This is a genomic window from Variovorax sp. GW821-FHT09D05 (genome assembly GCF_059416325.1).
In genome coordinates, this window is the sequence record NZ_JBWKOZ010000002.1 from 311,944 (window position 1) to 336,609 (window position 24,666).

Consider the following 24,666-nt stretch of genomic DNA (forward strand, 5'->3'; position numbering starts at 1 on the left):
GAGGTGCCCACAAAGGAGACAGGCATGAAACTGAAATCGCTCGCTCTGACCGCCGCCCTGGTGGCCAGCACCCTCGGCGCCCTGCTCGCGCCATCGCTCGCCAATGCGCAGGCCAAGGAGCAGTTCTTCCCGCTGCTGGTGTACCGCACGGGCCCCTATGCACCCAACGGCACGCCCTGGGCCAACGGCAAGCAGGACTACATCAAGCTGGTGAATGCGACCGGCGGCATCAACGGCGTGAAGATCACGTACGAAGAATGCGAGACCGGCTACGCCACCGACAAGGGCGTGGAATGCTACGAGCGCCTGAAGGGCCGCCCGGGCGTTGCGCTGTTCGACCCGCAGGCCACCGGCATCACCTTCGCGCTGACCGACAAGGTGCCGACCGACAAGATCCCGCTGATCACGCTGGGCTACGGCCTGGCCGCCTCGCAGGACGGTGGTGTCTTCAAGTGGAACTTTCCGCTGATGGGCTCCTACTGGACCGCGGCCGACATTCTGATCCAGCACATCGGCAAGGCCGAAGGCGGCATGGACAAGCTCAAGGGCAAGAAGATCGCCCTCGTGTACCACGACTCGCCGTTCGGCAAGGAGCCCATTCCGCTGCTGCAGGAGCGCGCCAAACAGAACGGCTTCGAGCTGTCGCTGATCCCGGTGACCGCGCCCGGCGTGGAGCAGAAGTCGGCCTGGCTGCAGGTGCGCCAGCAGCGCCCTGACTTCGTTCTGCTGTGGGGCTGGGGCGTGATGAACTCCACCGCACTGAAGGAGGCCGTGGCCACGGGCTACCCGCGCGAGAAGATGTACGGCGTGTGGTGGGCCGGTGCCGAGCCCGACGTGAAGGACGTGGGCGCCAATGCCAAGGGCTACCACGCGCTGGCGCTGAACACCTCGGGCACGCAGCCCAAGGTGATCCAGGACATCCTGAAGCAGGTGCACGACAAGGGCCAGGGCACGGGCCCGAAGGACGAAGTGGGCTCGGTGCTCTACACGCGCGGCGTGATCATCCAGATGCTGACCGTCGAGGCCGTGAAGCGCGCGCAGGAGCGCTTCGGCAAGGGCAAGGTCATGACCGGCGAGCAGGTGCGCTGGGGCATGGAGAACCTGGCACTCGACCAGAAGAAGCTCGACGCACTCGGCTTCTCGGGCGTGATGCGTCCGGTGAGCACTTCGTGCCAGGACCACATGGGCTCGACCTGGGCGCGCGTGCACACCTGGGACGGCGCGAAGTGGGGCGACATGTCCGACTGGTACCAGGCCGACGACCAGATCATCAAGCCGATGGTGAAGTCTGCTGCCGACAAGTACGCGGGCGAGAAGAAGCTGACGCGCCGCGAGGCAGCGGATTGCCAATCCTGATGCACTGAGCGTGCTGTGGCGGCTCGCGAGAGCCGCCATTCGCAAGAACAGCACTGCGCTGCACGCGCTGTTCTTGCGAATGCTTCGGACCACACCATGAGCGAACCCAACATCCTTCTCAATGTCAACGGCATCGAGGTCATCTACAACCACGTGATCCTCGTGCTCAAGGGCGTGTCGCTCACGGTGCCCGACGGCGGCATCGTGGCGCTGCTCGGCGGCAACGGCGCGGGCAAGACGACCACGCTGCGCGCAGTGAGCAACCTGCTCGCGGGTGAGCGCGGCGCTGTCACAAAGGGCACCATCGAGCTGCGCGGGGATCGCATCGAGGCGCTTTCGCCAGCGGAGCTGGTGAAGCGCGGGCTGATCCAGGTGATGGAGGGCCGCCACTGCTTCGCCCACCTGACCATCGAAGAGAACCTGATGACCGGCGCCTACACGCGCACCGATGGCAAGGCTGCGGTGCAGCAGACGCTGGAGAAGGTCTACGCATATTTCCCGCGCCTGAAGACGCGGCGTACTTCGCAGGCGGCTTACACATCGGGCGGCGAGCAGCAGATGTGCGCCATCGGCCGCGCGCTGATGGCCAACCCGAGCATGGTGCTGCTCGACGAACCTTCTATGGGCCTGGCGCCGCAGATCGTGGAAGAGGTGTTCGAGATCGTGAAAGACCTGAACACCAAGGAGCGCGTGACCTTCCTGCTGGCCGAGCAGAACACCAACATGGCGCTGCGCTACGCCGACTACGGCTACATCCTGGAGAACGGGCGCATCGTGATGGATGGCGAGGCCAAGAGCCTGCGCGAGAACGAGGACGTGAAGGAGTTCTACCTTGGCGTTGGCGGTGCGGATCGCAAGAGCTTTCGCGATGTGAAGAGCTACAAGCGGCGCAAGAGGTGGCTGGCTTGATGTATTCATGTGTCGCTGCTCGGGGTGCGATCACGCCGACAGGGGACATTCTCGGAGGGGAGCACCCGGTGTCATTCGCACGCACCCCGAACGAACGCCAGCGTGGCGAAAAACCGAACTGAAAGACAAAGGGTACGGACATGACCGACCACTACGACAAGCTCGAGATCCGCGACCCGGCCGAACGCGAACGCGACCTGCTGGCCGCGCTACCGAAGCAGATCACACAGGCCCAGACGGCAGCACCCGCATTCGCAAAGATCCTGGACGGCGTGAAGCCCGCAGACATCACGACACGCGAGGCGCTGGCGAAACTACCGGTCACGCGCAAATCGGAATTGCTCGACCTGCAGAAGGCACGCCGCACCGACGACCCCTTCGGCGGCTTCTCGACCATCGTGCGCGGCCCGCGCATGCCGCGCGTGTTCGCGAGCCCCGGCACCATCTACGAGCCTGAGGGCGAAGCGCGCGACTACTGGCGCACCGCTCGGGCATTGCATGCGGCGGGCTTTCGCAGCGGCGAGCTCATTCACAACAGCTTCAGCTATCACATGACGCCCGCCGGCTCGATCATGGAAAGCGGCGCACGCGCCATGGGCTGCACCGTGTTCGCAGGCGGCACCGGGCAGACCGAGCAGCAACTCGAAGCCATGGTCGACCTCAAGCCCGAAGGCTATGCGGGTACGCCGAGCTTCCTGAAGATATTGCTGGAGAAGGCCGAGGAGAAAGGGCAGAAGCTGCCCTCGCTCACCAAGGCGCTCGTCTCCGGCGAAGCCTTTCCACCCAGCCTGCACGACTGGATTGCCGCACACGGCGTGAAAGGCACGCAGTGCTATGCCACTGCCGACCTGGGCCTGATCGCCTACGAGACCAGCGCGCGCGAAGGCCTGGTGATCGACGAAGGCGTGCTTGTGGAAATCGTGCGGCCCGGCACCGGCGACCCGGTGCCCGATGGCGAGGTCGGCGAGATCGTCGTCACCACCTTCAACCCCGACTACCCGCTGGTGCGCTTCGGCACCGGGGACCTCTCGGCCGTGCTCGCGGGCACCTGCCCCACCGGCCGCACCAACAAGCGCATCAAGGGCTGGCTCGGCCGCGCCGACCAGACCACCAAGGTGCGCGGCATGTTCGTGCATCCCTCGCAGGTGGCCGAGATCGCGCGGCGCTTTCCCGAAGTGCAGCGCGCGCGGCTCATCGTGTCCGGCGAGATGGGCGACGACAAGATGACGCTGCAGCTCGAATGCGCGGGGGCGGTGCCCGAAGGGCTCGAGGCCCGCGTGAGCGCGGTGATCCGCGAAGTGACCAAGCTGCGTGGCGAGGTCGTCGTCGTGGGTGCGGGCGGTCTGCCCAACGACGGCAAGGTGATCGAGGACGCGCGCAGCTACAAGTAGCCAGTCAGTAGCGGCGGTACAGCCAGCGCGTGGCGGCGCGCATCAACACCACCACGAGCACCGAATAGACCAGCACGAGCGCCAGGGCGAAGCCGATGAGGCCGCCCGCGTTGTCGAAGCTGTGCGACCAGGTCGCCAGCATCACCCAGGCCAATGCGATGGCGATGCAGCTGACCTGCACCAGCACGAAGGCCAGGGCCGCGGCCGCCACGGCCCTGAAAGGCCGCACCCGCGCGAGCCCGGCATTGGCGCCCAGCCAGCCGCCCCAGAACGCGAGCGCGAAGGCCACCAATGGCGGCAGCATCCAGGCGATCAGCAGTTCGAGCCCATCCATGCCGCGCGCGACGGATGTCCAGCGACTCACGACCACGCCGCTCCACATCTGCAGCGATGCGAACACCGCGGCGCCCACCAGTGCCACGGCACGGCGTGGCGATGCACCGATGGCTTCATCGTCGTCCTGCTGCTGCTGCGCATCGGAAGGCGCTGCACTGGCCGCCCTCAACGCGAACCAGGCCGAGACCCACACGCCGAGCACGAGCAAGATCAACTGCGCGACGGACTGCAGCACCGTGAACAGCGCCATCGCCGCGCTCATGGACGTCGAGCCGAAAAAATCATGCAGGCGGCCGCCCGGCATGAAGAGCAGTTGCACTTCGTAGAACAGCGGGCTCAGTAAGTAGAAGTTGAGCACCAGCACCGCGATGTACACCGCGGCGTAGCGGATGCGGGGTTGGGGCAGCCGCGCCACGCTGCCAACGCCGCGCTTTTCGAGCGCATTGCGCCCGTGGCTCCAGGCCAGCGCCGCCGCCAGCACCCAGGCCATGCCGATGCTGAACACCATCGGTATCCACACGCCTGGCAGGGCATAGGTGCTGCGCAGCTGCTCGCCGTGGGGCGAATCGGGCCAGAGCTGGATGGCCATGTTGACCAGCACCATCACGGCATCGATGGCCACGGTGACGAGCGCAAGATCGCGCGGCAGGCGCTGCGCGCTTGCGGGGGAAGGGGTCGTCGTCATGGGAGTGCTTTTTCTCGCTTTACATGGCGCATGCGGTGGCATGCGCGGAAGAAGCAAGGGTATCGGATGACGACGCGAACCTAAGGGCTATTCGCTATAGGTCAGGCAGCAGTCAGCCTTTAAGATCGCGGCGTTTTTATTACCCCCTCCCGGAGACGACATGAAGAAACTGTTCGCCCTCGCGGCGATTGCCGCCGCAGCCGCCGGTGCTCACGCCCAGGACTTTCCCGCGGGCAAGACCGTTACGCTGGTGGTGCCTTTCGCAGCCGGCGGCCCGACCGACCGTGTCGCACGCGACCTGGCGGAGGCCATGCAGAAGACGCTCGGCACCACGATCGTGGTGGACAACACCGCGGGCGCGGGCAGTTCCATCGGCACAGCCAAGGTGGCGCGCGCCAACCCCGACGGCTACACGCTGCTGCTGAATCACATCGGCATGTCGACGATGCCGGCGCTGTATCGCAAGCTGCCCTTCAACGTCGAGACCGACTTCGAATACCTGGGCATGGTCAACGAAGTGCCGATGACGCTGATCGGCAAGCCCGGCCTGCCCGCCAACAACTACAAGGAGCTGACGACCTGGATCGCGGCCAACAAGGGCAAGATCAACCTGGGCAACGCCGGCCTGGGCGCCGCGTCGCACCTGTGCGGCCTGCTGTTCCAGAGCGCGATCAAGGTCGAGATGACGCCCGTGCCGTACAAGGGCACGGCCCCGGCCATCGCCGACCTGCTGGGCGGCCAGATCGACCTGCTGTGCGACCAGACGACCAACACCACGTCGCAGATCGAGGCCAAGAAGGTCAAGGCCTATGCCGTGACCACGGCCAAGCGCCTGACCACCCCCGCGCTGAAAGACCTGCCGACGCTGGACGAGTCGGGCCTGAAGGGTTTCGAAGTGACGATCTGGCACGGCATGTACGCGCCCAAGGGCACGCCCGCGCCGGTGCTGAAGAAGCTCAACGAGGCCATCAAGGCCGCGATGAAGGACCCGGGTTTCATCAAGCGCGAAGAAGCGCTGGGCGCCGTGATCACGACCGACAAGCGCGTCGAGCCGGCGGAGCACAAGAAGTTCGCCTCGGCTGAAATCGCGAAGTGGGGTCCGATCATCAAGGCTGCCGGCGTGTACGCCGACTGATCGATTCACCGCCGCCACAAGCAGCCGCAAGGCCGCCTGCGCCCTCCCGGGCCAGGCGGCTTTTTTCGTTATGCTGGCCGGGATTTTTCTTCCACCCTCCCGCCCCTTTCGCTCTCTCCCATGCGTTTTCGCAGCGCGGCCTTTCCGGTCTTCCTGGCCCTGCTGGCGCATGACGGCATGGCCCAGCCGCAGACGCTGCTGTGGGTCTGGGACCGGCCCCAGTTTTTTTCCGCGCTGCCAGAAGGCACGGGCGTGGCCTACCTGCATGCCACGGTGCAGCTGAGCGGCGAGCGCAGCCGCACGAGCTGGCGTCAGTGGCCGCTGCGCATCGCGCCGGGCGCCACCACCGTGGTGCCGGTGGTCCATGTTTCACTCGACAACCTCGCGCCCTCGCCCGTCAACGACGCGCAGCAGGAGGCCATTGCCGCCGCCATCGAGCATGCCGCGAAGCACGGCAACCGCTCGGGCTGGGTGCAGCTCGACTTCGAGGCGCGCCGCAGCCAGCGCGAGGCGTATGTCGCGCTGCTGCGGCGGCTGCAGCCGGTGCGCGCCGGCGGCGTGCGGCTCTCGGCCACGGCGCTCGCCTCATGGTGCATGAGCGACGCGTGGCTGCCTGCCGGCCTGCTCGACGAGATCGTGCCGATGTACTTCCGCATGGGGGCGGAATCCGCGCGCATCCGCCAGCGGCTCGACGCGACGGGCGCGGCCACGGTGCCGGCCTGCCGCGACGCGGCGGGGCTGATGCTCGGCGAGGCATGGCCCGTGCTCGGCAGCGTGAAGCGGCGCTATGTGTTCCACGCGGGCGCATGGAAGAACGAAGACTTCGAACAACTCGGCAACAGGGATTCGCACAAATGATTTCTTCAACAGCAAACGCGATGCGCGCCGGCGCCAGGCTGCTCGCAATGGCCGCGCTGCTCGGCAGCGCTCTCGCGGCTCATGCCAGTGGCGGCGGCGACCCCGAGGACCTGTTCTTCGCCACCACCCGGCCCGACCAGCCGGTGCGCGAGTTCGTCGAGCGGCCCGCGGGCTACTACACCGACTACCTCGTGCCCTACCAGGTGCTCTGGTACTGGCGCCTGCACGGCCAGCCGTTCTCTTCCGACGCCGTGCGGGCCTTCTCCGATCTGCTGGAGAAGCTGCCGCGCGAAGACAACGGCATGGCCGAAACGGACGACGCCTGGATCGAATGGCGAAAAGCGCGCGACGACGCCAATGCGAAGCTCGATCCCCAGTCGCCCCGCGACAGGCCTGCCCTGCTGGCGCCATCGCAGCAGCAGCCGAAATGGAACGCCAGCAGCCTGCAGGCGAGCCCCAACTGCTTCTACGGCGATGCCTTCCGCAACGCCACGAAGACGCTGGCCCAGCGCATGACACGCGCCGCCGGCGACAAGGCGGCCACCCCCTACGTGCGGCATTGGCTGCAGGCACAAGACGCGGTGTTCGACACCTGCAACAAGGAGCCCGGCACCATCCCCGAACTGCCACCCCGCGCCCCCGCCTGGCTGCAGGCCGACCATGCCTACCAGCTGGCCGCACAGCGCTTCTACGCCGACGATCTCGACGAGGCCGACACCGCGTTCACCGAGATCGCGGCCGACAAGGCCAGCCCCTGGCGCGACCTCGCGGCCTACATGCGGCTGCGTGTGCTGGCGCGGCAGAACCCGGGCGGCGAGCCGTCTTTCTCGGAACGGGACGACGCCGGCAAGGAAAGCCCCGAGGCGCTGAAGCAGCAGGCCGAACTCACCAAAGCGGTCGATGCCATCGCGCTGCCGCTGCTGAAGAACCCGCGCCTGCAGGCGCTGCATCCGTCGGTGCACCGGCTGGCCGAGGCACTGCGCATCCGCTACCTCACGCCCGGCACGCGCCTGCAGCGCCTGGCCGACAGCCTGAAGACCATGGGCGCACCCGATGTCGCCGCCGCCAGGCTGCTGTTGCTGAACCACGAGTTCCGCTACTGCATGATGGCCGGTTGTTCGTACGCAGGCCCGGATCAGAAGTCGGATCTCGTGCAGTGGCTCAACACGGTGCGCGGCTTCAACGGTCCGGCGAGCGGCATCACCGCCCAGGACAAGTGGCGCGAGAAGTTCAGCTGGAGCAACTACCAGCGCACGCACGACCTCGCCTGGCTGATGGCCGCGGCAAGCCTGGTGCCCGTGAGCACCGCCACCGACGACAAGCGCGAGGCCGAACTGCAGGCCGCATTGGCGGCCGTGCCCGAAGACCACCCTGCACGCTTCGCCGCCACCCAGTTGCGCGCCCAGCGCCTGTTTGCGCAGGGCCGCTTCAAGGAGACACGCGAACTGGTCGCCAGTGCAGCCGATTCGCCCTTGATCGCACACAGCCTCTCGGGCCAGAACCTCGTGAAGGCGCTGCTGCTGCCCACGGCCTCGTCGGAAGAGGAATGGCGCCGCCTGGCGATCCGCCTGGTGGTTGCTCGCCGCGACCCCGAGGCGATGGAAGCCAAACCCAATGCGGTGCCGCTGGCCAGCACCTTCGACGACGACGCGACGCGCTTCCTGAACACGCGCGCGCCGCTCGCAATGTGGCTGCGGCTCGCGGCCGACCCGGCGCTCTCGCCCGCGCTGCGCGACTCCCTGCTGGAGACCGCATGGACCCGCGCCGTGCTGGCCGAGGACTACGCCAGCGCTCGCCGCGCTGCGCAGATACGTATCGCGTCACCGTCGCAGGGGGCTACCGCCAAGGGGCCGGACATGATCGCCGGCATCCGCCGCTCGATGGCGCTGTCGGTCACTGACACCGCCGCCTGGCGTCACCTGCTGCTGGAGCGCATGGCAAGCACCACCGAGGTGCTGTTGCCGCCGCACTGGCCCGTGGCAGACGGCATCCGGCCCACGCCGCTCAAGCCCTGGCTCGAACCGGCGTACGACCGCAGCATGGCCACCGGCAGCTACAGCAAGTGGTGCCGCCCGCTCGGCGTGATGACCACCGGCCCGCAGGCCGCCACGGCTGCCGATTTCGAGATGCCCGAGTTCCTGCCGCAAGAAGAGCGCGCGCAACAGGCCGCGCTGGTCGCAAAGTTGCGCGCCATTCCGCAGGACTCGATCTACTTCACCCAGGAAAGCCTGGCGCTGATGCAGCGCAACCGCGCTGATCCGCTGGTGCCGCAGGCGCTATCGGTCGCGGTGAAGATGGCGCGCTACGCCTGCCCGGACAAGGCGGTGGGCGACTGGTCGCGCAAGGGCCTTCAGACCCTGCACGCGAAATACCCGGATTCGACCTGGGCCGCCAGCACCCAGTACTGGTACGGCGGCCGGTAGCCAAGGAGAGAGCGGCCCTCCCTACTTCGGGCGTATGGCGTCCGCCGTCCCCTGGATGAAGGCCTTGATGCTCTCGATGTCGTCCCCCGAGAGCTTGCCCGTGAAGTCGGGCATGCCGCGCGCCATGGCCGGGCCCTTGAGGATGAACTTGTCCAGGTTCGTGATGTAGGCCGGGTCCATGTAGCCGAGGTTGGGGATGTTGCCGCCGCGGTCCACGCCGGGCACGCCGTGGCAGAACACGCAGTTGCTCACGTAGAGCATGGTGCCGGCCTGGACCTTGGCGGGGTCGTACTTCACGCCCTGCACCAGCTTGTCCATGCGGTACTGAACGAAGTCCGGCATCTTGGCCGTGCCGCCCACCGCGAAGGTGTAGACCGTGCCCGGGCCCTGCCGCTCGGTGGCGCGCTGCGCCAGGCCGTACACCCCGCCCCAGCCCACGGCGACCGAAACGTATTGCTTGCCGTCGACCATGTAGGTCGAAGGCGCGGCCACCACGCCGGTGCCGGTGGGCGTTTCCCACAGCTTCTCGCCGGTCTTCGCGTTGTAGGCCAGCAGGCGGCCGTCGGCCGTGCCCTGGAACACGAGGTTGCCGGCAGTGGTAAGGGTGCCGCCGTTCCATGGCGATGCGTAGTCGACGCCCCACGCTTCCTTCTGCGCCACCGGGTCCCACGCCACGAGGCGGCCGAAGGGCTTGCTCGTGGGCGGCTCGACATTGGCGAACTTGCCGGTGTTCCAGCCCAGCGCGGCATGCGGACGGCCGGGCGCGTTCTGGTCGAACTTCCAGTCCTTGTCGTCCATCAGGTTGATCGGCACGTGCTGCGCTGGCAGGTAGGCAAAGCCGGTCTGCGGGTTGAACGACATCGGGTGCCAGTTGTGCGCGCCGAAGGGGCCGGGGATGCTGTCGCCGGGCTTCTCGTTCTGGCGCGCGGCGGCGATCTCGATGGGGCGGCCGTTCTTGTCGTAGCCGGTGGCCCAGTTCACTTCGACGAAGTTCTTCGCCGAGATGAACTTGCCGCTGGTGCGGTCGATGACGAAGAAGAAGCCGTTCTTCGGCGCATGCAGCAGCACCTTGCGGGCCTTGCCGTCGATCTTCACGTTGGCCAGGATCATCGACTGCGTGGAGGTGTAGTCCCAGTTGTCGCCGGGCGTCTCCTGGTAGTGCCACACGTACTTGCCGGTGTCGGGGTTGAGCGCCACCACCGAGCCCAGGTAGAGGTTGTCGCCGCCCTTGGGGCTGCGCGCCTTGGCAGCCCATGGCGAGCCGTTGCCGGTGCCCACGTACATCAGGTTGAGTTCGGGGTCGAAGGCAAAGCTGTCCCATGCGGTGCCGCCACCGCCGGCTTCCCAGTACTTGCCGCTCGGGTCCCAGGTCTTGGCGGCGCGCGCCATCGATTCGTCTTCGAAGGGCTTGCCCGGGTCGCCCGGCACCACGAACCAGCGCCACTTCTGGTCGCCGGTCTTCGCGTCGTAGGCGGTGACGAAGCCGCGCACGCCGTACTCGGCGCCGCCGTTGCCGATGATGACCTTGCCCTTGAACACGCGCGGCGCACCGGTGATGGTGTAGCTGCCCTTCTGGCCCTCGATGGTGTTCTTCTCCCAGACCTTCTGGCCGGTGGCTGCGTCGAGCGCGATCAGGCGGCCGTCGTAGGCCGCCACGTAGACCTTGCCTTCGTAGATCGCAACGCCTCGGTTCACCACGTCGCAGCAGCCCTTGAAGCCTTTGGACTTATCGACCTGCGGATCGAAGGTCCACAGCTTCTGCCCGGTGCGGGTGTCGATGGCATGCACCACGCTCCACGAGGCGGTGACGTACATGATGCCGTCCACCACCAGCGGCGTGGCCTCCACGCCGCGCGTCGACTCGAGGTTGTACGACCAGACCAGCCCCAGTTGCTTGACGTTGCCGGCGTTCACCTGGTCGAGCTGGCTGAAGCGCGACTCCGAATAGTCGAGGCCGACGCTGGGCCAGTCGGGTGTTTTCTTCTGCGCCGCGTTGGCGCGGATGAAGCTGCCGTCGACGCGCCTGGTGGCGGCTGCCGCGCGGTCCTGTGCGTTCTGGGCCGTGGCCGCCGTGTTTGCGCCCAGGCACAGCAAAGCGCCGGCGAGCACGAGCAGCCCGGAGTGTGTTTTTTTCATCGCAGGTCTCCTTTGTGGCTCAAGGATGGTCTGTGCGGGCTTCGCATTCATCTTCGGGATTTCCCCAGTCCGGTGCTGTTCCATTGCGGAACACATTCAGCGTTGGTCCCGGACTCGGTCCCTTGCGGGAGGCAGCGAACACCATGGCCCTCGACGGAAGAAGAATCGGCACGGCGGATGCGCCGCGCCAACTCTTTGCCAGCACGCCCGCGCAGCGCGTGGCGCTCGCGCGGCAGCAGTTCTTCGAGGAAGGCGTGCGCCCCTCGGGCCTCGTCGGCGAGGCGGTGATCCAGTCGTGGATGCGCTGCAGCCGCACGCACACCGACCGCCAGCGCATCGTGCCCTTCGATGCGGTCACGCCGAGCCGGCTGCACGCCACGCTTGCGCGCAACCGCGAACTGCTCGAGGTGGCACGGCAGGAGCTGGTGCAGATGGAGCACGCGCTCGCGGGCACCGACTGCCGCGTGATCCTCACCGACAGCGAGGGCGTGCTGGTGCACGTCACGCAGCAGCCCGCCATGGCGCACCAGCCGGTGCTGTGCAAGACCGCGCGCGTGGGCGTGAACATCTCCGAGCGCATCGTCGGCACCACGGCACCGGGCATCGTGGCGAGCACCGGCCAGGCCTGCACGGTCAACGGCGCGGAGCACTACTTCGACGTGCTGTGCCAGATGCAGTGCGCGGCAGCACCGATACGCGACGTGACGGGGCAACTGGCCGGCGTGCTCGACCTCACGGCGGAGGCGCGGCGCTTCGGCTTCGATGCGGCATCGATGGTGGCGCTCTATGCCACGACCATCGAGAACCGGCTGCTGCAGGCGCAGTCGCGCGACCACCTGATCCTGCGCTTCCAGGCCAGCCCCACGCTGCTGGGCACGCCGCTCGAGGCACTCGCCGGCATCGCGCCCGACGGCACGATCGCGTGGCTCAACAACGCGGGCGCGCGGCTGCTGGGCCGGCTGCCCGAAGCGGCGGACGAGCGCGATGTCGAATGCCTGCTGGGGCATGACCTTGCGAGCCTGCTGCGCCTTGGGCGGCGCGAGGCGGCGCAGCCGTTGCGGCTGGCGAGCGGGCTGGGCGTGTGGGTACAGGCGCGGCTGAAGGGCGCGGATGGTGCGGACTTCCGGCATGCGGTGGCGATGCCCGGCGAAGCCACGCCGCTGGCCATCGAGCAGGATGCGCAGATGCCTGCTGCCGAAGCCTGCGAGCCCGAGCCCCATGCCGAGACAACGCTGCGCGAGCACAGCCGCAAGCTGATCGAGGAAACGCTAGTGGCGCACGGCGGCAATGTGTCGCAGGCGGCGCGGCAGTTGCGCGTGTCGCGCGGCACGCTCTATCGCCGGCTGCGCGGCTGGAAAGAAGACGCCGCGGACTGATCAGGCCGCGGCGCGGGCCAGCGCACGCGCGCGACGCGCCTTCGCATCGGGCTGCAACGGCCGCAGGTATTCGTGCAGCGCCAATGCAGCTGCGCCCACCGCAGGGGCCAGCGCGCCGTAGCGCGCGGTGCGCAGGTCGGGCGCGGGCATGCCGGCATCGTCGGCGTGGCGCTTCATGCTTTCGAACGCCGCTTGCGCAAAGCCGCGATGCTCGGCGCACGCCTTGCCGCCGAGCACGATCGCGCGCGGGTTGAACGTGACCCACAGGTTCTGCAGCAGCACGCCGAAGAAGGCGGCGGCGCGCGGCAGGTCGACCCCCTTGCGCTCCAGCACGCGCGAGCCGAAGAAGGCCTCGGCGCAACCGCGTCGGCCGCACGAGCACAGAGGCCCGTCGAGTTCAAGGATGGTGTGGCCTATCTCGCCGGCCATGCCCTGCGCGCCGGTGAAGAGCCGGTCGTTCAGCACCACGCCAGCGCCCACGCCCACGTCGCAGTTGACGAAGACCAGCGGGTCTTCGCCCTCGCCCGCCGCAAATTCGTACTCGCCGAGCGCGGCGGCATCGGCGTCGTTCTGCAGTTGCACGGTCACGCCAGGCAGGCCGATGGCGGCAAAGGCTTTTTCGAGCGCGGGCAGCAGGCTCACGTTGCGCCAGCCGAGGTTGGGCGCGAAGCGGACCACGCCGGTGCAGTCGTCCACCGCGCCGGGCACGCACACGCCGATGCTCGACAGGCGCAGGCCCAATTGCTCCAGCTGCGCATTCGCGGCGGCCGCCATGCGCGCGACCTGCGCGCACACGCCGGCCGGCGAGCCGTCGGTGAGTGCGTGGGTGTTCGAGTGAAGCACCTCACCCTGCAGCGAGACGCACACGAGGCGCACAGTCTCTACCGCAATCTCCACGCCCATCAGCGCGCGCACGCCGACATTGATCTGCAGTGGCGTCGAAGGCCGGCCGAGCCCGTCGGCCACGGTGGCGCCGGCCTCGCTGAGCCAGCCTTCGTCGATCAGCTCGCGCACCAGCAGGCTCACGGTCGACTTGGTAAGCCCGCTCTCGCTGGCCAGCCGCGCGCGTGACAGGCCGGGCTGCGCGCGCAGCAGCCGCAGCAGCACGCTGCGGTTCATTCGCTTGAGCAGTTGCTGATCGCCTATTGTCTTCACGACAACATCAGGCAAGCGCGGCAGTGTCGGCGTGATGGGCCTGCTCCTTGCCCTCGGGCCGCTTGCCGGCAATGATCATTCCGAGCACTTCGTCTTCGGTCACGTCAGCGGTGCGGTAGGTACCGACCAGCTTGCCGTTCTTCATCACCGCGAGGCGGTCGCTCAACGAGAAAACGTCGGGCATGTCGTGCGTGATCAGGAAGATGCCCACGCCGTCGGCCTTGAGCTGCTTCACGAGGCCGCCGACCATCGCGGTTTCTTCGGGGCCGAGCGCCGCGCAGGGCTCGTCCATGATGAGGATGCGCGCGTTGAAGTACAGCGCACGAGAAATTGCCACCACCTGCCGTTGCCCGCCCGAGAGCCTGCGCACCGGCACGCGGATGTTGGTGAAGTTCTTGTTGAGGCGATGGAACACCTTGCGCGCCTGCACTTCCATGAAGTGATCGTCGAGCGTGCGCCACGGGGTCATCTTCTCGCGGCCGAGAAAGAGGTTCGACACGGAGTCGAGGTTGTCGGCCAGCGCGAGGGTCTGGTAGATGGTCTCGATGCCCTGGCCCTGCGCTTCGGCGGGCGTGCGGATGTTGACCTTCTCGCCCGCGATCAGCGTGTCGCCGGAGTCGATGGGGTAGGCGCCCGCGAGCATCTTCATCAGCGTGGACTTGCCGGCGCCGTTGTGGCCCAGCAGCGCGACCACTTCGCCGGGGTAGAGATTGACGCTCACGCCGTCCACGGCCTTGACGCCGCCGAAGGCCTTGCGGATTTCGCGCAGTTCCACCAGGGGTTTGGAGGTGTCGATGTCTGCCATTTCAGTTCTCCCCAAACTTGCGGCGATACAGCACGTCGAACACCACAGCCACGATCAGCACCTGCCCGATGATGACCATGCGCTTGCCGATGGGCACGTCGAGCAGCAGCATGCCGCTGTCGAGCGACTGCATGATCAGCGCGCCCAGGACCGACCCGAAGATCGAGCCGCTGCCACCCGCCAGCGCCGTGCCGCCGATGACGGCCGCCGCGATCACGTACAGCTCCATGCCCGTGCCGAGCGAGTTGGTGCCCGCATTGAGCCGCGCGATCGACACGATGGCCGCAATGGTGACCAGCACCGCCAGCAGCGCGAACAGCATCAGCGTGACGCGCTTGACCGGAATACCCACCAGCGCCGCAGCGTCGGGGTTGCCGCCCATCGCGAACACATAGCGCCCGAAGCGCGTGCGGTGCACGATGAACGACAGCACGATCGCCACCACCGCCCAGATCAGCACCGGAATCGGAATGCCCTGCGGCTCGCTCTTCGACGAGATCTGGTAGTTGTTCATGACCCATGCGAAGGCGATCACCACCGCCACCGGCACCGCGGTGATCAGCACGTCGAGCCACAGCGCCTCGGTCGGCATGTCGTAGCGCTGGCGCGCGCGGCGCTTTTGCAACATGCGCCCGAACAGCACCAGCGCCACGATGGCAGCGAGCACCCAGCTCGCGGTGACGCCGATGCCGCCGTCGTAGCCGCCGCCCAGGCGCTGGAAGAATTCGTCGTTCACCGGCTGCGTCTTGCCGTCGGCCACCAGGAAGGCCGCGCCGCGAAACGACATGAGACCGCCCAGCGTGACCACGAACGACGGCACGCCGAGCACCGCCGTGAGCCAGCCCTGGTAGATGGACACCAGCAGCGCCACCGCGAGCCCCGCGAGGCAGGCCGTGGGCCACGACCAGCCCGAGGTGTATTGCAGGTACGCGATCAACACGCCGACAAAACCCATCACGGAGCCGACCGACAGATCGATGTGGCGCGCCACGATGACCAGCACCATCACGGTCGACACGATGCCGACCACGGCTGTCTGCTGCGCGACGTTGTAGAGATTTTCGGGCGACAGAAACACGCCGCCCGACATGACGCTGAACACCACGGCCATCACGGCCAGCAGCACGCACATCAATATCAGCCGCAGGTCGATGCCCGTGCGGCGCCACCAGCCCGGTGTTGGATTGCTCATTCTTGAAACCCCCAGGGACTACAGGTGCGCAACCTGCCCTGGCCGGGCCCGTGATGGGCCGGCCCGAGGCGGCAGCGTTGCGCGGATGGACGCGCGACCGGCGCGTCCGTTGCTACGGCTTACTTGCAGGCAGCGGGTGCGCTCGCACCCGAGGCGCCCTTGCAGAGCTCGTCCTTCTTGATCCAGCCGGCCTTGACGACCACGTCGAGGTTGTCGCGCGTGATCGGCACCGGCGTCAGCAGGCGCGAGGACAGCGAGATCTTCTTGGCGCCGCCGGCCCACGGCGCGGCCTTGTCTACCGGCTTGCCGGCGGCCAGCGCCACGGCGGCGGTGGCGGCTTCGCGGCCGAGTTCGCGCGAGTCCTTCCAGATGGTGGCGGTCTGCGTGCCCAGCGCGATGCGGTTGAGCGCCGCGAAGTCGGCGTCCTGGCCCGACACCGGAATGCCGCGGATGCCCTTGGCCGTGAGCGCAGCCACCGCGCCGCCGGCCGTGCCGTCGTTGGCCGCGACCACCGCGTCGACCTTGTTGCCGTTCTTGGTGAGGATCTGCTCCATGTTCTTCTGCGCGACCTCGGGCTTCCAGCCTTCGGTGTATTCGTCGCCGACGATCTTGATGTCGCCCTTCTTGACGGCGGCGTCGAGCACTTCCTGCTGGCCTGCGCGCAGGAAGTCGGCGTTCGGGTCGCTCGGCGAGCCCTTGATGATCACGTAGTTGCCCTTGGGCTTGACCTTGAAGACTTCGCGCGCCTCCATGCGGCCGACCTCGACGTTGTCGAAGGTGATGTAGAAGACGCCGGGCGCCTCGATCAACCGGTCGTACGCCACCACGGGCACCTTCTGGCGCGTGGCCTTGGTGACGGCGGGCAGGATGGCGTCCTTGTCCATCGCCAGCACGATGAGCGCCTTGGCGCCCTTGGACATCAGGCCCTCGATGTCACCGAGCTGCTTCTCGGGCGAGCCGCCCGCATCGGCACTGATGTACTTGGCGCCGAGCTTCTCCAGTTGGGCCTTGATGGCGGCCTCGTCGGTCTTCCAGCGTTCTTCCTGGAAGTTCGACCAGCTCACGCCGACCACGGTCTGCGCCATCGCGCCCACGGCCGTAAGACCGAAGGCCATGGCGGCCAGGGTGTGTTTCAGTTGCATCGATGTCTCTCCAATGTTGGTGCGCCCCGCAGGGATCAGCCGTGTAAGAAATTAGTTAGTTTGAAGGGCGAACTAACTATCCCATCGCGGCGGGGCTCTGGGCATCCGGGAATTCCCGGAGCGCATTGCGACCCTTGTCGCGGGATGCGGTCCTACGTTGCGGGCGTGTGCGGCCCGGTATCTTTCGCATCCCTCCCGCCTGGCGGGAGGCCTTATTCCGAACGCTCTCCCGACCTTTGTCGCCGATGAACAAGGAGACAAGAAATGCTCACAGACATGCTCATGCTCAGGCAGATTGCCGCCACGCGGCTACCCATGGTGATGTCCTCGCGCAAGGACATCGATGAAGTCCTGAAACTGCGCGCAGCCGGACTGGTGCTCGCGCTGGTGCCCTCGGCCGCGGACATCGCGAAGATGCCGGGCCTGCGCGTGGTGCAAGTGTTGGCGGTCACGCAGAAGGGTTTCGAGGCACTGCAATGCGTGCGCTATCCGGGCGAAGGCGCGCGTGAAAAAGGCCGGGAGGTCCCGGCCTTTTCGTGAAGCGCACGGCCATGGCCGGCTGAAGCATCGGCGGCCCGGCTCAGCCGAGGCGCCACGCTTGCGCCCACACGGCGATGCCGTCGAGCAGTTCGTCGAGCGCCTCCTCGTCGGTGCGCCCGGAGCGCCGGAGCACGTGGAACGAGTGGTCGGCACCGTCGATCTCCAGCACGGTGGCCATCGGCCCGAGCGCCTGGATTGCTGCGTCGAACTGCCGCGGCTCGGCCAGCGTATCGCGCGGGCCGTGTGCAAAGAGCATGGGCACGTCGACGTCCTGCAGATGCGCGGCGCGCGTGATCGACGGCGCGCCCGACGGGTGCAGCGGAAAGCCCAGGAAGACCAGCCCTTCGACGCCCGGCAGCGGCGCCATCGCCTGGGCCTGCGAGGTCATGCGGCCGCCGAAGGACTTGCCGCCGGCGAAGAGGCGAAGCCCCCCGAAGTGCGCGCACGCGCATGCCACCGCCGCGCGGACCGTGGCATGCGCCAGGGCCGGCGCGTCCGTGCGCTTCCTGCCCTGTTCCATGTAGGGAAACTGGTAGCGCAGCGTGGCGATGCGCCGCTGCGCGAGCCCCTCGGCCACCGCGTTCATGAACGGATGTGCCATGCCCGCGCCGGCACCATGGGCCAGGACCAGGCAGGCATCAGCCGAAGGCGGCGACATTGCCAGCGCGGAAACGGCGACATCCGCCGCCACTGAAATGCCGATTTGCTGCTGCACTGTGGTCATCTGGCCGGTCTTCGAAGAAGGTCGAGGGGTGGCAAAACTATGCAGGCTTGCCGGCAGCGCTGCCACCGCCGTCCGGGCGCAGCCAGCCGAGCACGCCGCCCGCCACCGTCCAGCGGCCTTCGGCGGCATCCATCGCGAAGCGGGCCCGGCTGTGCGAGAACGGCCCGGGGTTCTGCTGCACGATCTCGATCTCGCGGTCCGTCACGCCGGCCACGATGGCGACGTGCCCGTAGGGGTTGAAGAGCGTGGGCGCGAACACGATCAGGTCATTCACCTTCGGCGGCTCGGACTGCGCGTTCCGGTACTGGCGCAGCCCGCGCTTGCCATTCAGGGCGCCGTGCGGTGTGGCCGGGTCGTAGAAATCTCTGGCGTGGCCATAGGGGTCCGGCATCCGGTGGCCGAAACGCTCGAAGTAATAGCGCTTGACGAACTCCACGCACTGGTACTTGATGCCCAGGTTGTAGCCATCGCGGAACAGGTTGCGTCCCTCGGAGTTGTTGACGCCGCCGTTGTAGTAGACCTTCACGCCGTTGAACTCGTCGACCACCGAGCCCACTTCCCGCGACGGATTGAGATTGAGATAGGTCGCAGCCCCGTACACGGACACTCCAGTCGCGACGAACGCCCCGGCGACCAGGAGCGCAACGACGGTCCGGCGCCGGGCCGCGGGGCTCAGCATCCGCAGCCCCCTGCCGCCGGCCGGTCTGGCGATACGTCGATGGCGGTTTGCGCGATGTTCGCGGCGGGTGTCGGGGCTATGGATCGGAAGCGCATGGGACGCGGGTCGGGTCGGATGAAAGCCCCGAGGATAGGCGAGCTCCGTCGGATCCGCGCATGCCGGAGGTCACGCGCCGCGTGCTCAGTCGATGAGCTGCGTCTTGATGGCGTAGTAGGTCAGGTCGCTGTTGGTGGAGAGGTTCATCTTCTCCATCAGCCGCGTGCGATAGGTGCTGATGGTCTTCACCGACAGCGACAGCGCCTCTCCGATGGCGCCCACCGATTCGCCCTTGGCAAGCTTCAGGAACACCTGGAACTCGCGCTCCGACAGATGCTTGTGCGGCGGCGCGTTGTCCTTGCGCTCCAGCTGGCCCGCGAGCAGTTCGGCCACCGACGGCGAGATGTAGCGGCGGCCTAGCGCGACCGTGCGGATCGCCTTGGCGATTTCATCGGGCTCGCATTCCTTGTTGAGATAGCCCGAGGCGCCCTGGCGGATCAGGTGCACCGCGTAGTGCTCTTCCGGGTAGCCGCTGAGAATCAGCACGCCGAGGTCCGGCGCCTTGGCGCGCACCATGGCGAGCGCATCGATGCCGCTCTGGCCGGGCATGGACAGGTCCATCACCAGCACATCGAGGTCGGCGGTACGCACGAGATCGATGGCTTCGCGACCGGTGCCTGCTTCGCCGGCAACGCGGAAGTCGACGAATGTAGAGAAGAACGCCTTCAGGCCTGTGCGAACGACGGCGTGGTCGTCGACGATGCCGATCTTGATCATGGTATGTGCCTCCTGGCAGGTGGATGGCCGCGAGCAAGCGGAAGGAGGACAGGACGATGCCACACGCGTTCGCGGATCGAAGGCCCGCGGCACAGGTCGGGCGCTCGTCCTGCAACCGATTGCCGAGGCGTCTTTCAGTGGCGTAGGAATCGAGGCCGCTATCGGTCGTGCGACTGTTCGCCGCGACACGTTCGGGAAAACTCTGGGGAAAGTTTTGGCACAAGGGACCGGTTGTCCACAGCCGGCCTGATCGCCCTTAAGTTGTTCCTTTTTCTAGGCAGCCCCGAAAGCAGAGGTGCGCACAGTGAAGCAGGCAGCGCAAGTCGTTGTCAGCCATGGAAAAAATCGCAGTTTCCACAGCGGGGGTTTACCCTTATCTACTACTACTATCTTTAATAAGAGAAATAAGTAGAGAAGAAAGGACCGGCCTGGCGAGCGACAGTCAGGCCGCGAAGCCGCCGTCGATGGTCAGGCTGGCACCGGTCACGAACGCCGCTTCGGGGCTGGCCAGGTAGCCGACCATGCCGGCGATTTCCTCCGGATGGGCATGGCGGGCCAGCGCCATCAGGCCGTGCATGGCGGCAGCGTTGGGGCCGTCGACCGGGTTCATGTCGGTGTTGACCGGGCCGGGCTGCACGTTGTTGACCGTGATGCCGCGCGGGCCGAGGTCGCGCGACAGGCCCTGGACCATGCCGACCAGCGCCGACTTGCTCATCGCATAGGCGCTGCCGCCCGGCCAGGGCATGCGCTCGGCGTTGGTGCTGCCGATGTTGATGATGCGGCCGCCTTCGCCCATGTGGCGCGAGGCCGCCTTGGCCGCGACGAACACGGCGCGCACGTTGACGTTCAGCGTCTTGTCGAAATCTTCGAGCGAGAAGTCGTCGAGGGTGCCACCGAGGAACACACCGGCGTTGTTCACGAGGATGTCGATCTTGCCGAAGGCGCGGGCCGCTTCGTCGATGCCGGCGGTGAGCGCGGCAGCGTCGGCGCTGTCGATCTTCAGCGCGAGGGCGCGGCCGCCTTCGGACTGGATGCTGCGCACCAGTTCGTCGGCCGGGGCGGCCGAGCTGGCGTAGCTGAAGGCCACGGCGGCGCCGTCGCGCACCAGGCGCCGCACGATGGCGGCGCCGATGCCGCGCGAACCGCCGGTGACGAAGGCGACCTTGCCGGCCAGGACGGCGGAAGAAGAAGCAGTGCTGGAAGTCATGATTTTTCCGATCAGTTGAAGGAGGACGGGAGAAAGAAGACCTTCAGTGTCGGCATTTCATTCCCTCGGCGGTAGCCATCAATTGGCGCAATCAAATTCAACCCGAAGTTGAAGATGCCCACGAAAATGCGGCCATGGAACCGCTCAATCACCTCGAATCCTTCGTGCAGAGCGCGGAGGGCGGCAGCTTCTCGGCGGCCGCCCGGCGCCTTGGGCTGACGCCGGCCGCGGTCAGCAAGAACGTGGCGCGGCTCGAGGCGCGGCTGGGCGTGCGGCTGTTCCAGCGCAGCACGCGCAGCCTCACGCTGACCGAGGGCGGCGAGCGCTTCCTGGCGCAGATCGGCCCCGCGCTGGCCACGCTGCAGGAGGCCGTGGCCGGCATCGACACCGACGACGGTCAGCCCGCCGGCACGCTGAAGGTGAGCATGGGCCAGGCCTTCGGGCGCGAGCACGTGCTGCCGCTGATGGGCGACTTTCTCGCGCGCTACCCGGCCATCCTGCCGGACTGGCATTTCGACAACCAGCAGGTCGACCTGGTCGGCGAGGGCTTCGACGCGGCCATCGGCGGCGGCATCGAGCTGTCGGCCGGGCTGGTGGCGCGGGAGCTGGCGCGCATCCACGTGGTGGCGGTGGCGTCGCCGCGCTACATGGAGGGGCGCAAGCGGCCGCGGCACCCCTCGGATCTGGCGGAACTCGACACCCTGCTGCGCCGCTCCTCGCCCACGGGGCGGCTGCGCAGCTGGACGCTGCGGCAGGCACGCGCAGAGGAGGTCACGGTCGATCTGCCCCGGCCGCGCGCGATCTTCAACGACCCCGAAGCCATCGCGCATGCCGCACTGATGGGGCTGGGTGTGGCGATGCTGCCGATGCCCTTCGTGGAACGCGGGCTGCGCAGCGGCGAGCTGCTGCGGCTGCTGCCCGAATGGCACCAGGACGCGGGCGCAGTGTGGCTCTACTACCCGAGCAAGAAGCTGCTGCCGCCGAAGACCCGCGTGTTCATCGACTTCGTGCTGGAGCGTTTTCGCAACGAGCGGTTTGCGCAGCGCATGCAGGTCGCCTGAGCCGACTGTGCGTCGACCCACCGGCTCACGGGGTTTTCACCCGCGACGCCCGTGGCGCGCACCTGTACAAACGCGCGCATGACTTCTTCTTTCCCTCTCTTCAAGCCCAGTCGCCGCACCGCGCTGGCCGCATCCGTAGCCACCGCCCTGACCCTGATGGCCGCCCCTTCGTGGGCACAAGGCACCTGGCCGACCAAGCCGGTGCGCATCGTCGTGCCGTTTGCGGCCGGCGGCACCACCGACATCCTGGCGCGCGCCGTCGCGCCCGAACTGTCGAAGGCCTTCGGCCAGCAGTTCATCGTGGACAACCGTGCGGGCGCGGGCGGCAACGTGGGCGCCGAGATCGTGGCGCGCGCGCCGAACGACGGCTACACGCTGCTGATGGGCACGGTGGGCACGCACGGCATCAACCGCGCGCTGTATCCCAAGCTGCCCTTCGACCCGATCAAGGACTTCGCGCCCATCACGCTGGTGGCCGCCGTGCCGAACGTGATGGAGATGAACGCCGACAAGGCCAAGACGCTGAACATCCGCAACGTGCAGGACTTCATCAAGTACGCCAAGGCCAACCCGGGCAAGCTGAACATGGCCTCCAGCGGCAGCGGCACGTCGATCCATCTCGCGGGCGAGCTGTTCAAGAGCATGACGGGCACGTTCATGGCGCACATCCCGTACAAGGGCTCGGGCCCGGCGCTGCTGGACATGGTGGGCGGCAACGCCGACGTGATGTTCGACAACCTGCCCTCGTCGATGGCGCAGATCAAGGCAGGCAAGCTCACGGCCCTGGCCGTGACGAGCGCGCAGCGTTCGCCTGCCCTGCCGGACATTCCGACGGTGGAAGAAGTGGGGGGCCCGTCGCTCAAGGGCTTCGAGGCGAGCTCGTGGTTCGGGTTGCTGGCACCGGCCGGCACCTCACCCGAGATCGTGAACCGGATTCAGCAGGAAGTGGCCAAGTCGCTGGGCACGCCGGCCATCAAGGAAAAGATGCTCGCGCAGGGCGCGATTCCGAGCGGGAATTCACCCGCCGACTTCACGAAGCTCATTGCGAGCGAGCATGTGAAGTGGGCGAAGGTCGTCAAAGACTCAGGCGCGAAAGTCGACTGACGGAGCTCAGGTCTTCCAGGTCACGTCTTTCTTCTCGGCCAGCGAATCCTTGAGCATGTGAAGCAGCGGGATTGCACGCTGGTGCAGCCCGACATGCTGCTTCTCGGCTTCGTTGGCGTGGCCTTCGACGGCGTAGTCGTCGTTGTTGTGGGCGTTGGAGCCCTCGCGCGCCAGCGCGGCTTCGATGGCCGCGATGGCGCCGGGGATCTGCTCGACCGTGATGATGCCTTGCGGGGCCGCCGACTTGCCGACGATGTCCAGCAACTGGCGCGCATGCACTTCGAGCATCACGAAGTCGGGGGAGGCTCGGGACTGGAATCGATAGAGCATGGTGTTTTCACTCACTTGTAGATGTAGTCACGGGCAAAAGGGTACACCGATTGCGCGCCGCGCAAAACGCCGTGCTCGACCTTGCCGTCGGGCCTGGTGGACAGCATCTGGTGCAGCGAGATCCAGCCCTGCTCGAAGCTCATGGCCGAGCCCGCGAGGTAGAGGCGATAGGCCCGCAGCACGCGCTCGGCGTTCTCGGCCTGGCGGCCGCCGTTGCGCTGCAGCACCTCGCGCGCGGTGTCGAGCTGCGCCTCGAGTGCATCCGACCAGGCCCAGAGCGTGCGCGCATAGTGCGGGCGCAGGCTCTCGGTGTCGACCATCTCCAGGCCGGCCGCAGCCGTTTCGCGCAGCACGTGCGTCACGTGCAGCAGTTCGCCGCCGGGGAAGATGTATTTCTCGATGAAGTCGCCCATGCCGGCGCCCAACTGGCGGTAGTTGAGCTCGCCCGAAGTGATGCCGTGGTTCATCACCAGGCCGCCCGGCTTCAGCAGCGAATGGATCTTGCGGAAGTAGGTCGGCATGTTGGCCGCGCCCACGTGCTCGAACATGCCCACCGACGAGATCTTGTCGAAGGGCTGGTCGACCGACAGCTCGCGGTAGTCGCGCAGTTCGACGCGCACGCGACCCTGCAGGCCCTTCTGCTCGATGAGCCGCTGCACGTAGGCATGCTGGTTCTTCGACAGCGTGATGCCGGTGGCGTCCACGCCGTAGTGCTCGGCCGCCCACAGCAGCAGCGCGCCCCAGCCTGAGCCGATGTCGAGGTAGCGCTCGCCCGGCTGCAGCATGAGCTTGCGACAGATGTGGTCGAGCTTGGCCTCCTGCGCCTGCGCCAGCGTGAGGTCGGGCGTGCGGAAGTAGGCGCATGAATACACGCGGCGCGGGTCCAGCCACAGCGCGTAGAAGTCGTCGGAGACGTCGTAGTGGAACTCGATCTGGGCCGCGTCCTTGCGCAGCGAATGCGAACCGTGGGACTTGGCCCGGTGCTGCAGGCGGCTCCACCAGCCGGTGTCGGTTTCGGCCGGGTTGCCGGGCAGCATGCCGACGGTGGCGTCGATCAGGTCGCGCATGGCGCCCTCGATCTGCACCTTGCCCTCGACATACGCCTCGCCGATGGCGCCCACCTGTCGGGCCGCCAGCTTGGCGAGCACCGTCCACTCCTTGAAGGCCAGGGTGACGCGGGCTCCCGCCTGGGCAACGCGCCGGCCATCTGGCAGCTCCAGCGCGATGGGGACAGGCAGCGAAGCCAGCTGCGACTCGATCTTGGGTATCAAGTTTTGCATGGGGCCCATGGTATTGATTTTTCCAAGTT

At 67.3% G+C, this 24,666-nt stretch carries 22 protein-coding genes; 10 read left to right on the top strand and 12 right to left on the bottom strand.

Features of this window, described 5'->3' with window-relative positions; genetic code table 11:
- Positions 1-24: 24 nt before the first annotated feature.
- The 3 genes from AC07O3_RS06050 to AC07O3_RS06060 all read left to right on the top strand — a co-directional run bounded on the left by AC07O3_RS06050 (position 25) and on the right by AC07O3_RS06060 (position 3,656).
- Positions 25-1,356, top strand: coding sequence for an ABC transporter substrate-binding protein (locus AC07O3_RS06050; protein ID WP_093059333.1), 1,332 nt, complete (start codon positions 25-27; stop codon positions 1,354-1,356).
- Positions 1,357-1,452: 96 nt separating this feature from the next.
- Complete coding sequence (locus AC07O3_RS06055; RefSeq protein ID WP_093059335.1) at positions 1,453-2,265, top strand: ABC transporter ATP-binding protein; 813 nt, start codon at positions 1,453-1,455, stop codon at positions 2,263-2,265.
- A 140-nt stretch (positions 2,266-2,405) separates the two neighbouring features.
- Positions 2,406-3,656 (top strand): phenylacetate--CoA ligase family protein, encoded by a 1,251-nt coding sequence (locus AC07O3_RS06060; protein ID WP_093059337.1) that lies wholly within the window; start codon positions 2,406-2,408, stop codon positions 3,654-3,656.
- A gap of 4 nt (positions 3,657-3,660) precedes the next feature.
- Here the strand turns inward: AC07O3_RS06060 and AC07O3_RS06065 are convergent, their stop codons facing one another.
- The gene (locus AC07O3_RS06065) at positions 3,661-4,677 is read right to left on the bottom strand and encodes a hypothetical protein (RefSeq protein WP_495338838.1); all 1,017 of its coding nucleotides are present in this window, start codon (positions 4,675-4,677) and stop codon (positions 3,661-3,663) included.
- 160 nt (positions 4,678-4,837) lie between these two features.
- On the opposite strand from AC07O3_RS06065, the gene AC07O3_RS06070 reads away from it, so the two are divergent.
- The 3 genes from AC07O3_RS06070 to AC07O3_RS06080 all read left to right on the top strand — a co-directional run bounded on the left by AC07O3_RS06070 (position 4,838) and on the right by AC07O3_RS06080 (position 9,093).
- Entirely contained in the window at positions 4,838-5,812 is a 975-nt protein-coding gene (locus AC07O3_RS06070) for a tripartite tricarboxylate transporter substrate-binding protein (protein WP_495338839.1), read from the top strand.
- 120 nt (positions 5,813-5,932) lie between these two features.
- Positions 5,933-6,670, top strand: coding sequence for a hypothetical protein (locus tag AC07O3_RS06075; protein ID WP_426390714.1), 738 nt, complete (start codon positions 5,933-5,935; stop codon positions 6,668-6,670).
- Entirely contained in the window at positions 6,667-9,093 is a 2,427-nt protein-coding gene (locus AC07O3_RS06080; RefSeq protein ID WP_495338840.1) for a hypothetical protein, read from the top strand. The genes AC07O3_RS06075 and AC07O3_RS06080 overlap by 4 nt, the downstream gene beginning before the upstream one ends.
- Positions 9,094-9,114: 21 nt before the next feature.
- Here AC07O3_RS06080 and AC07O3_RS06085 read toward each other — a convergent pair whose 3' ends face one another.
- Positions 9,115-11,229, bottom strand: a complete 2,115-nt coding sequence (locus AC07O3_RS06085) for a PQQ-dependent dehydrogenase, methanol/ethanol family (protein ID WP_495338841.1) — start codon at positions 11,227-11,229, stop codon at positions 9,115-9,117.
- 143 nt (positions 11,230-11,372) lie between these two features.
- Between AC07O3_RS06085 and AC07O3_RS06090 the strand changes: the two genes are divergently transcribed.
- Positions 11,373-12,605: a helix-turn-helix domain-containing protein gene (locus tag AC07O3_RS06090; RefSeq protein WP_426390716.1), complete on the top strand. Its 1,233-nt coding sequence runs from the start codon at positions 11,373-11,375 to the stop codon at positions 12,603-12,605.
- Here the strand turns inward: AC07O3_RS06090 and AC07O3_RS06095 are convergent, their stop codons facing one another.
- The 4 genes from AC07O3_RS06095 to xylF form a co-directional block, all read right to left on the bottom strand.
- The gene (locus AC07O3_RS06095; RefSeq protein WP_426390717.1) at positions 12,606-13,760 is read right to left on the bottom strand and encodes an ROK family transcriptional regulator; all 1,155 of its coding nucleotides are present in this window, start codon (positions 13,758-13,760) and stop codon (positions 12,606-12,608) included.
- Positions 13,761-13,767: 7 nt separating this feature from the next.
- On the bottom strand, positions 13,768-14,565 hold the full coding sequence (locus AC07O3_RS06100; protein ID WP_258352400.1) for an ATP-binding cassette domain-containing protein: 798 nt from the start codon (positions 14,563-14,565) through the stop codon (positions 13,768-13,770).
- Between the two features lies 1 nt (position 14,566).
- The gene (locus AC07O3_RS06105; protein WP_093076134.1) at positions 14,567-15,757 is read right to left on the bottom strand and encodes a sugar ABC transporter permease; all 1,191 of its coding nucleotides are present in this window, start codon (positions 15,755-15,757) and stop codon (positions 14,567-14,569) included.
- Positions 15,758-15,876: 119 nt separating this feature from the next.
- Complete coding sequence (xylF, locus tag AC07O3_RS06110; RefSeq protein ID WP_093059354.1) at positions 15,877-16,899, bottom strand: D-xylose ABC transporter substrate-binding protein; 1,023 nt, start codon at positions 16,897-16,899, stop codon at positions 15,877-15,879.
- Positions 16,900-17,163: 264 nt separating this feature from the next.
- On the opposite strand from xylF, the gene AC07O3_RS06115 reads away from it, so the two are divergent.
- The gene (locus AC07O3_RS06115; RefSeq protein ID WP_093059356.1) at positions 17,164-17,439 is read left to right on the top strand and encodes a hypothetical protein; all 276 of its coding nucleotides are present in this window, start codon (positions 17,164-17,166) and stop codon (positions 17,437-17,439) included.
- 40 nt (positions 17,440-17,479) lie between these two features.
- Here AC07O3_RS06115 and AC07O3_RS06120 read toward each other — a convergent pair whose 3' ends face one another.
- The 4 genes from AC07O3_RS06120 to AC07O3_RS06135 form a co-directional block, all read right to left on the bottom strand.
- Positions 17,480-18,163, bottom strand: a complete 684-nt coding sequence (locus AC07O3_RS06120) for an alpha/beta hydrolase family protein (protein ID WP_495338842.1) — start codon at positions 18,161-18,163, stop codon at positions 17,480-17,482.
- 37 nt (positions 18,164-18,200) lie between these two features.
- Positions 18,201-18,764 carry a CHAP domain-containing protein gene (locus AC07O3_RS06125; protein ID WP_495338843.1) on the bottom strand — a complete coding sequence of 188 codons (564 nt, stop codon included), beginning with the start codon at positions 18,762-18,764 and terminating at the stop codon, positions 18,201-18,203.
- Between the two features lie 258 nt (positions 18,765-19,022).
- Positions 19,023-19,655 (bottom strand): response regulator, encoded by a 633-nt coding sequence (locus AC07O3_RS06130; protein WP_495338844.1) that lies wholly within the window; start codon positions 19,653-19,655, stop codon positions 19,023-19,025.
- Positions 19,656-20,097: 442 nt separating this feature from the next.
- Positions 20,098-20,862: an SDR family oxidoreductase gene (locus AC07O3_RS06135; RefSeq protein ID WP_495338845.1), complete on the bottom strand. Its 765-nt coding sequence runs from the start codon at positions 20,860-20,862 to the stop codon at positions 20,098-20,100.
- Positions 20,863-20,996: 134 nt separating this feature from the next.
- Here AC07O3_RS06135 and AC07O3_RS06140 point away from each other — a divergent pair, with 134 nt between their 5' ends.
- Positions 20,997-21,923 (top strand): LysR family transcriptional regulator, encoded by a 927-nt coding sequence (locus AC07O3_RS06140; protein WP_495338846.1) that lies wholly within the window; start codon positions 20,997-20,999, stop codon positions 21,921-21,923.
- A gap of 78 nt (positions 21,924-22,001) precedes the next feature.
- A complete protein-coding gene (locus tag AC07O3_RS06145; protein WP_093076142.1) occupies positions 22,002-23,027 on the top strand; it encodes a Bug family tripartite tricarboxylate transporter substrate binding protein in 1,026 nt (341 codons plus the stop codon).
- Between the two features lie 6 nt (positions 23,028-23,033).
- On the opposite strand, the gene AC07O3_RS06150 is transcribed toward AC07O3_RS06145, so the two are convergent.
- Entirely contained in the window at positions 23,034-23,357 is a 324-nt protein-coding gene (locus tag AC07O3_RS06150) for a DUF1840 domain-containing protein (RefSeq protein WP_093059364.1), read from the bottom strand.
- An 11-nt stretch (positions 23,358-23,368) separates the two neighbouring features.
- The gene (locus tag AC07O3_RS06155) at positions 23,369-24,637 is read right to left on the bottom strand and encodes a class I SAM-dependent methyltransferase (protein ID WP_093059430.1); all 1,269 of its coding nucleotides are present in this window, start codon (positions 24,635-24,637) and stop codon (positions 23,369-23,371) included.
- Positions 24,638-24,666: the final 29 nt, after the last annotated feature.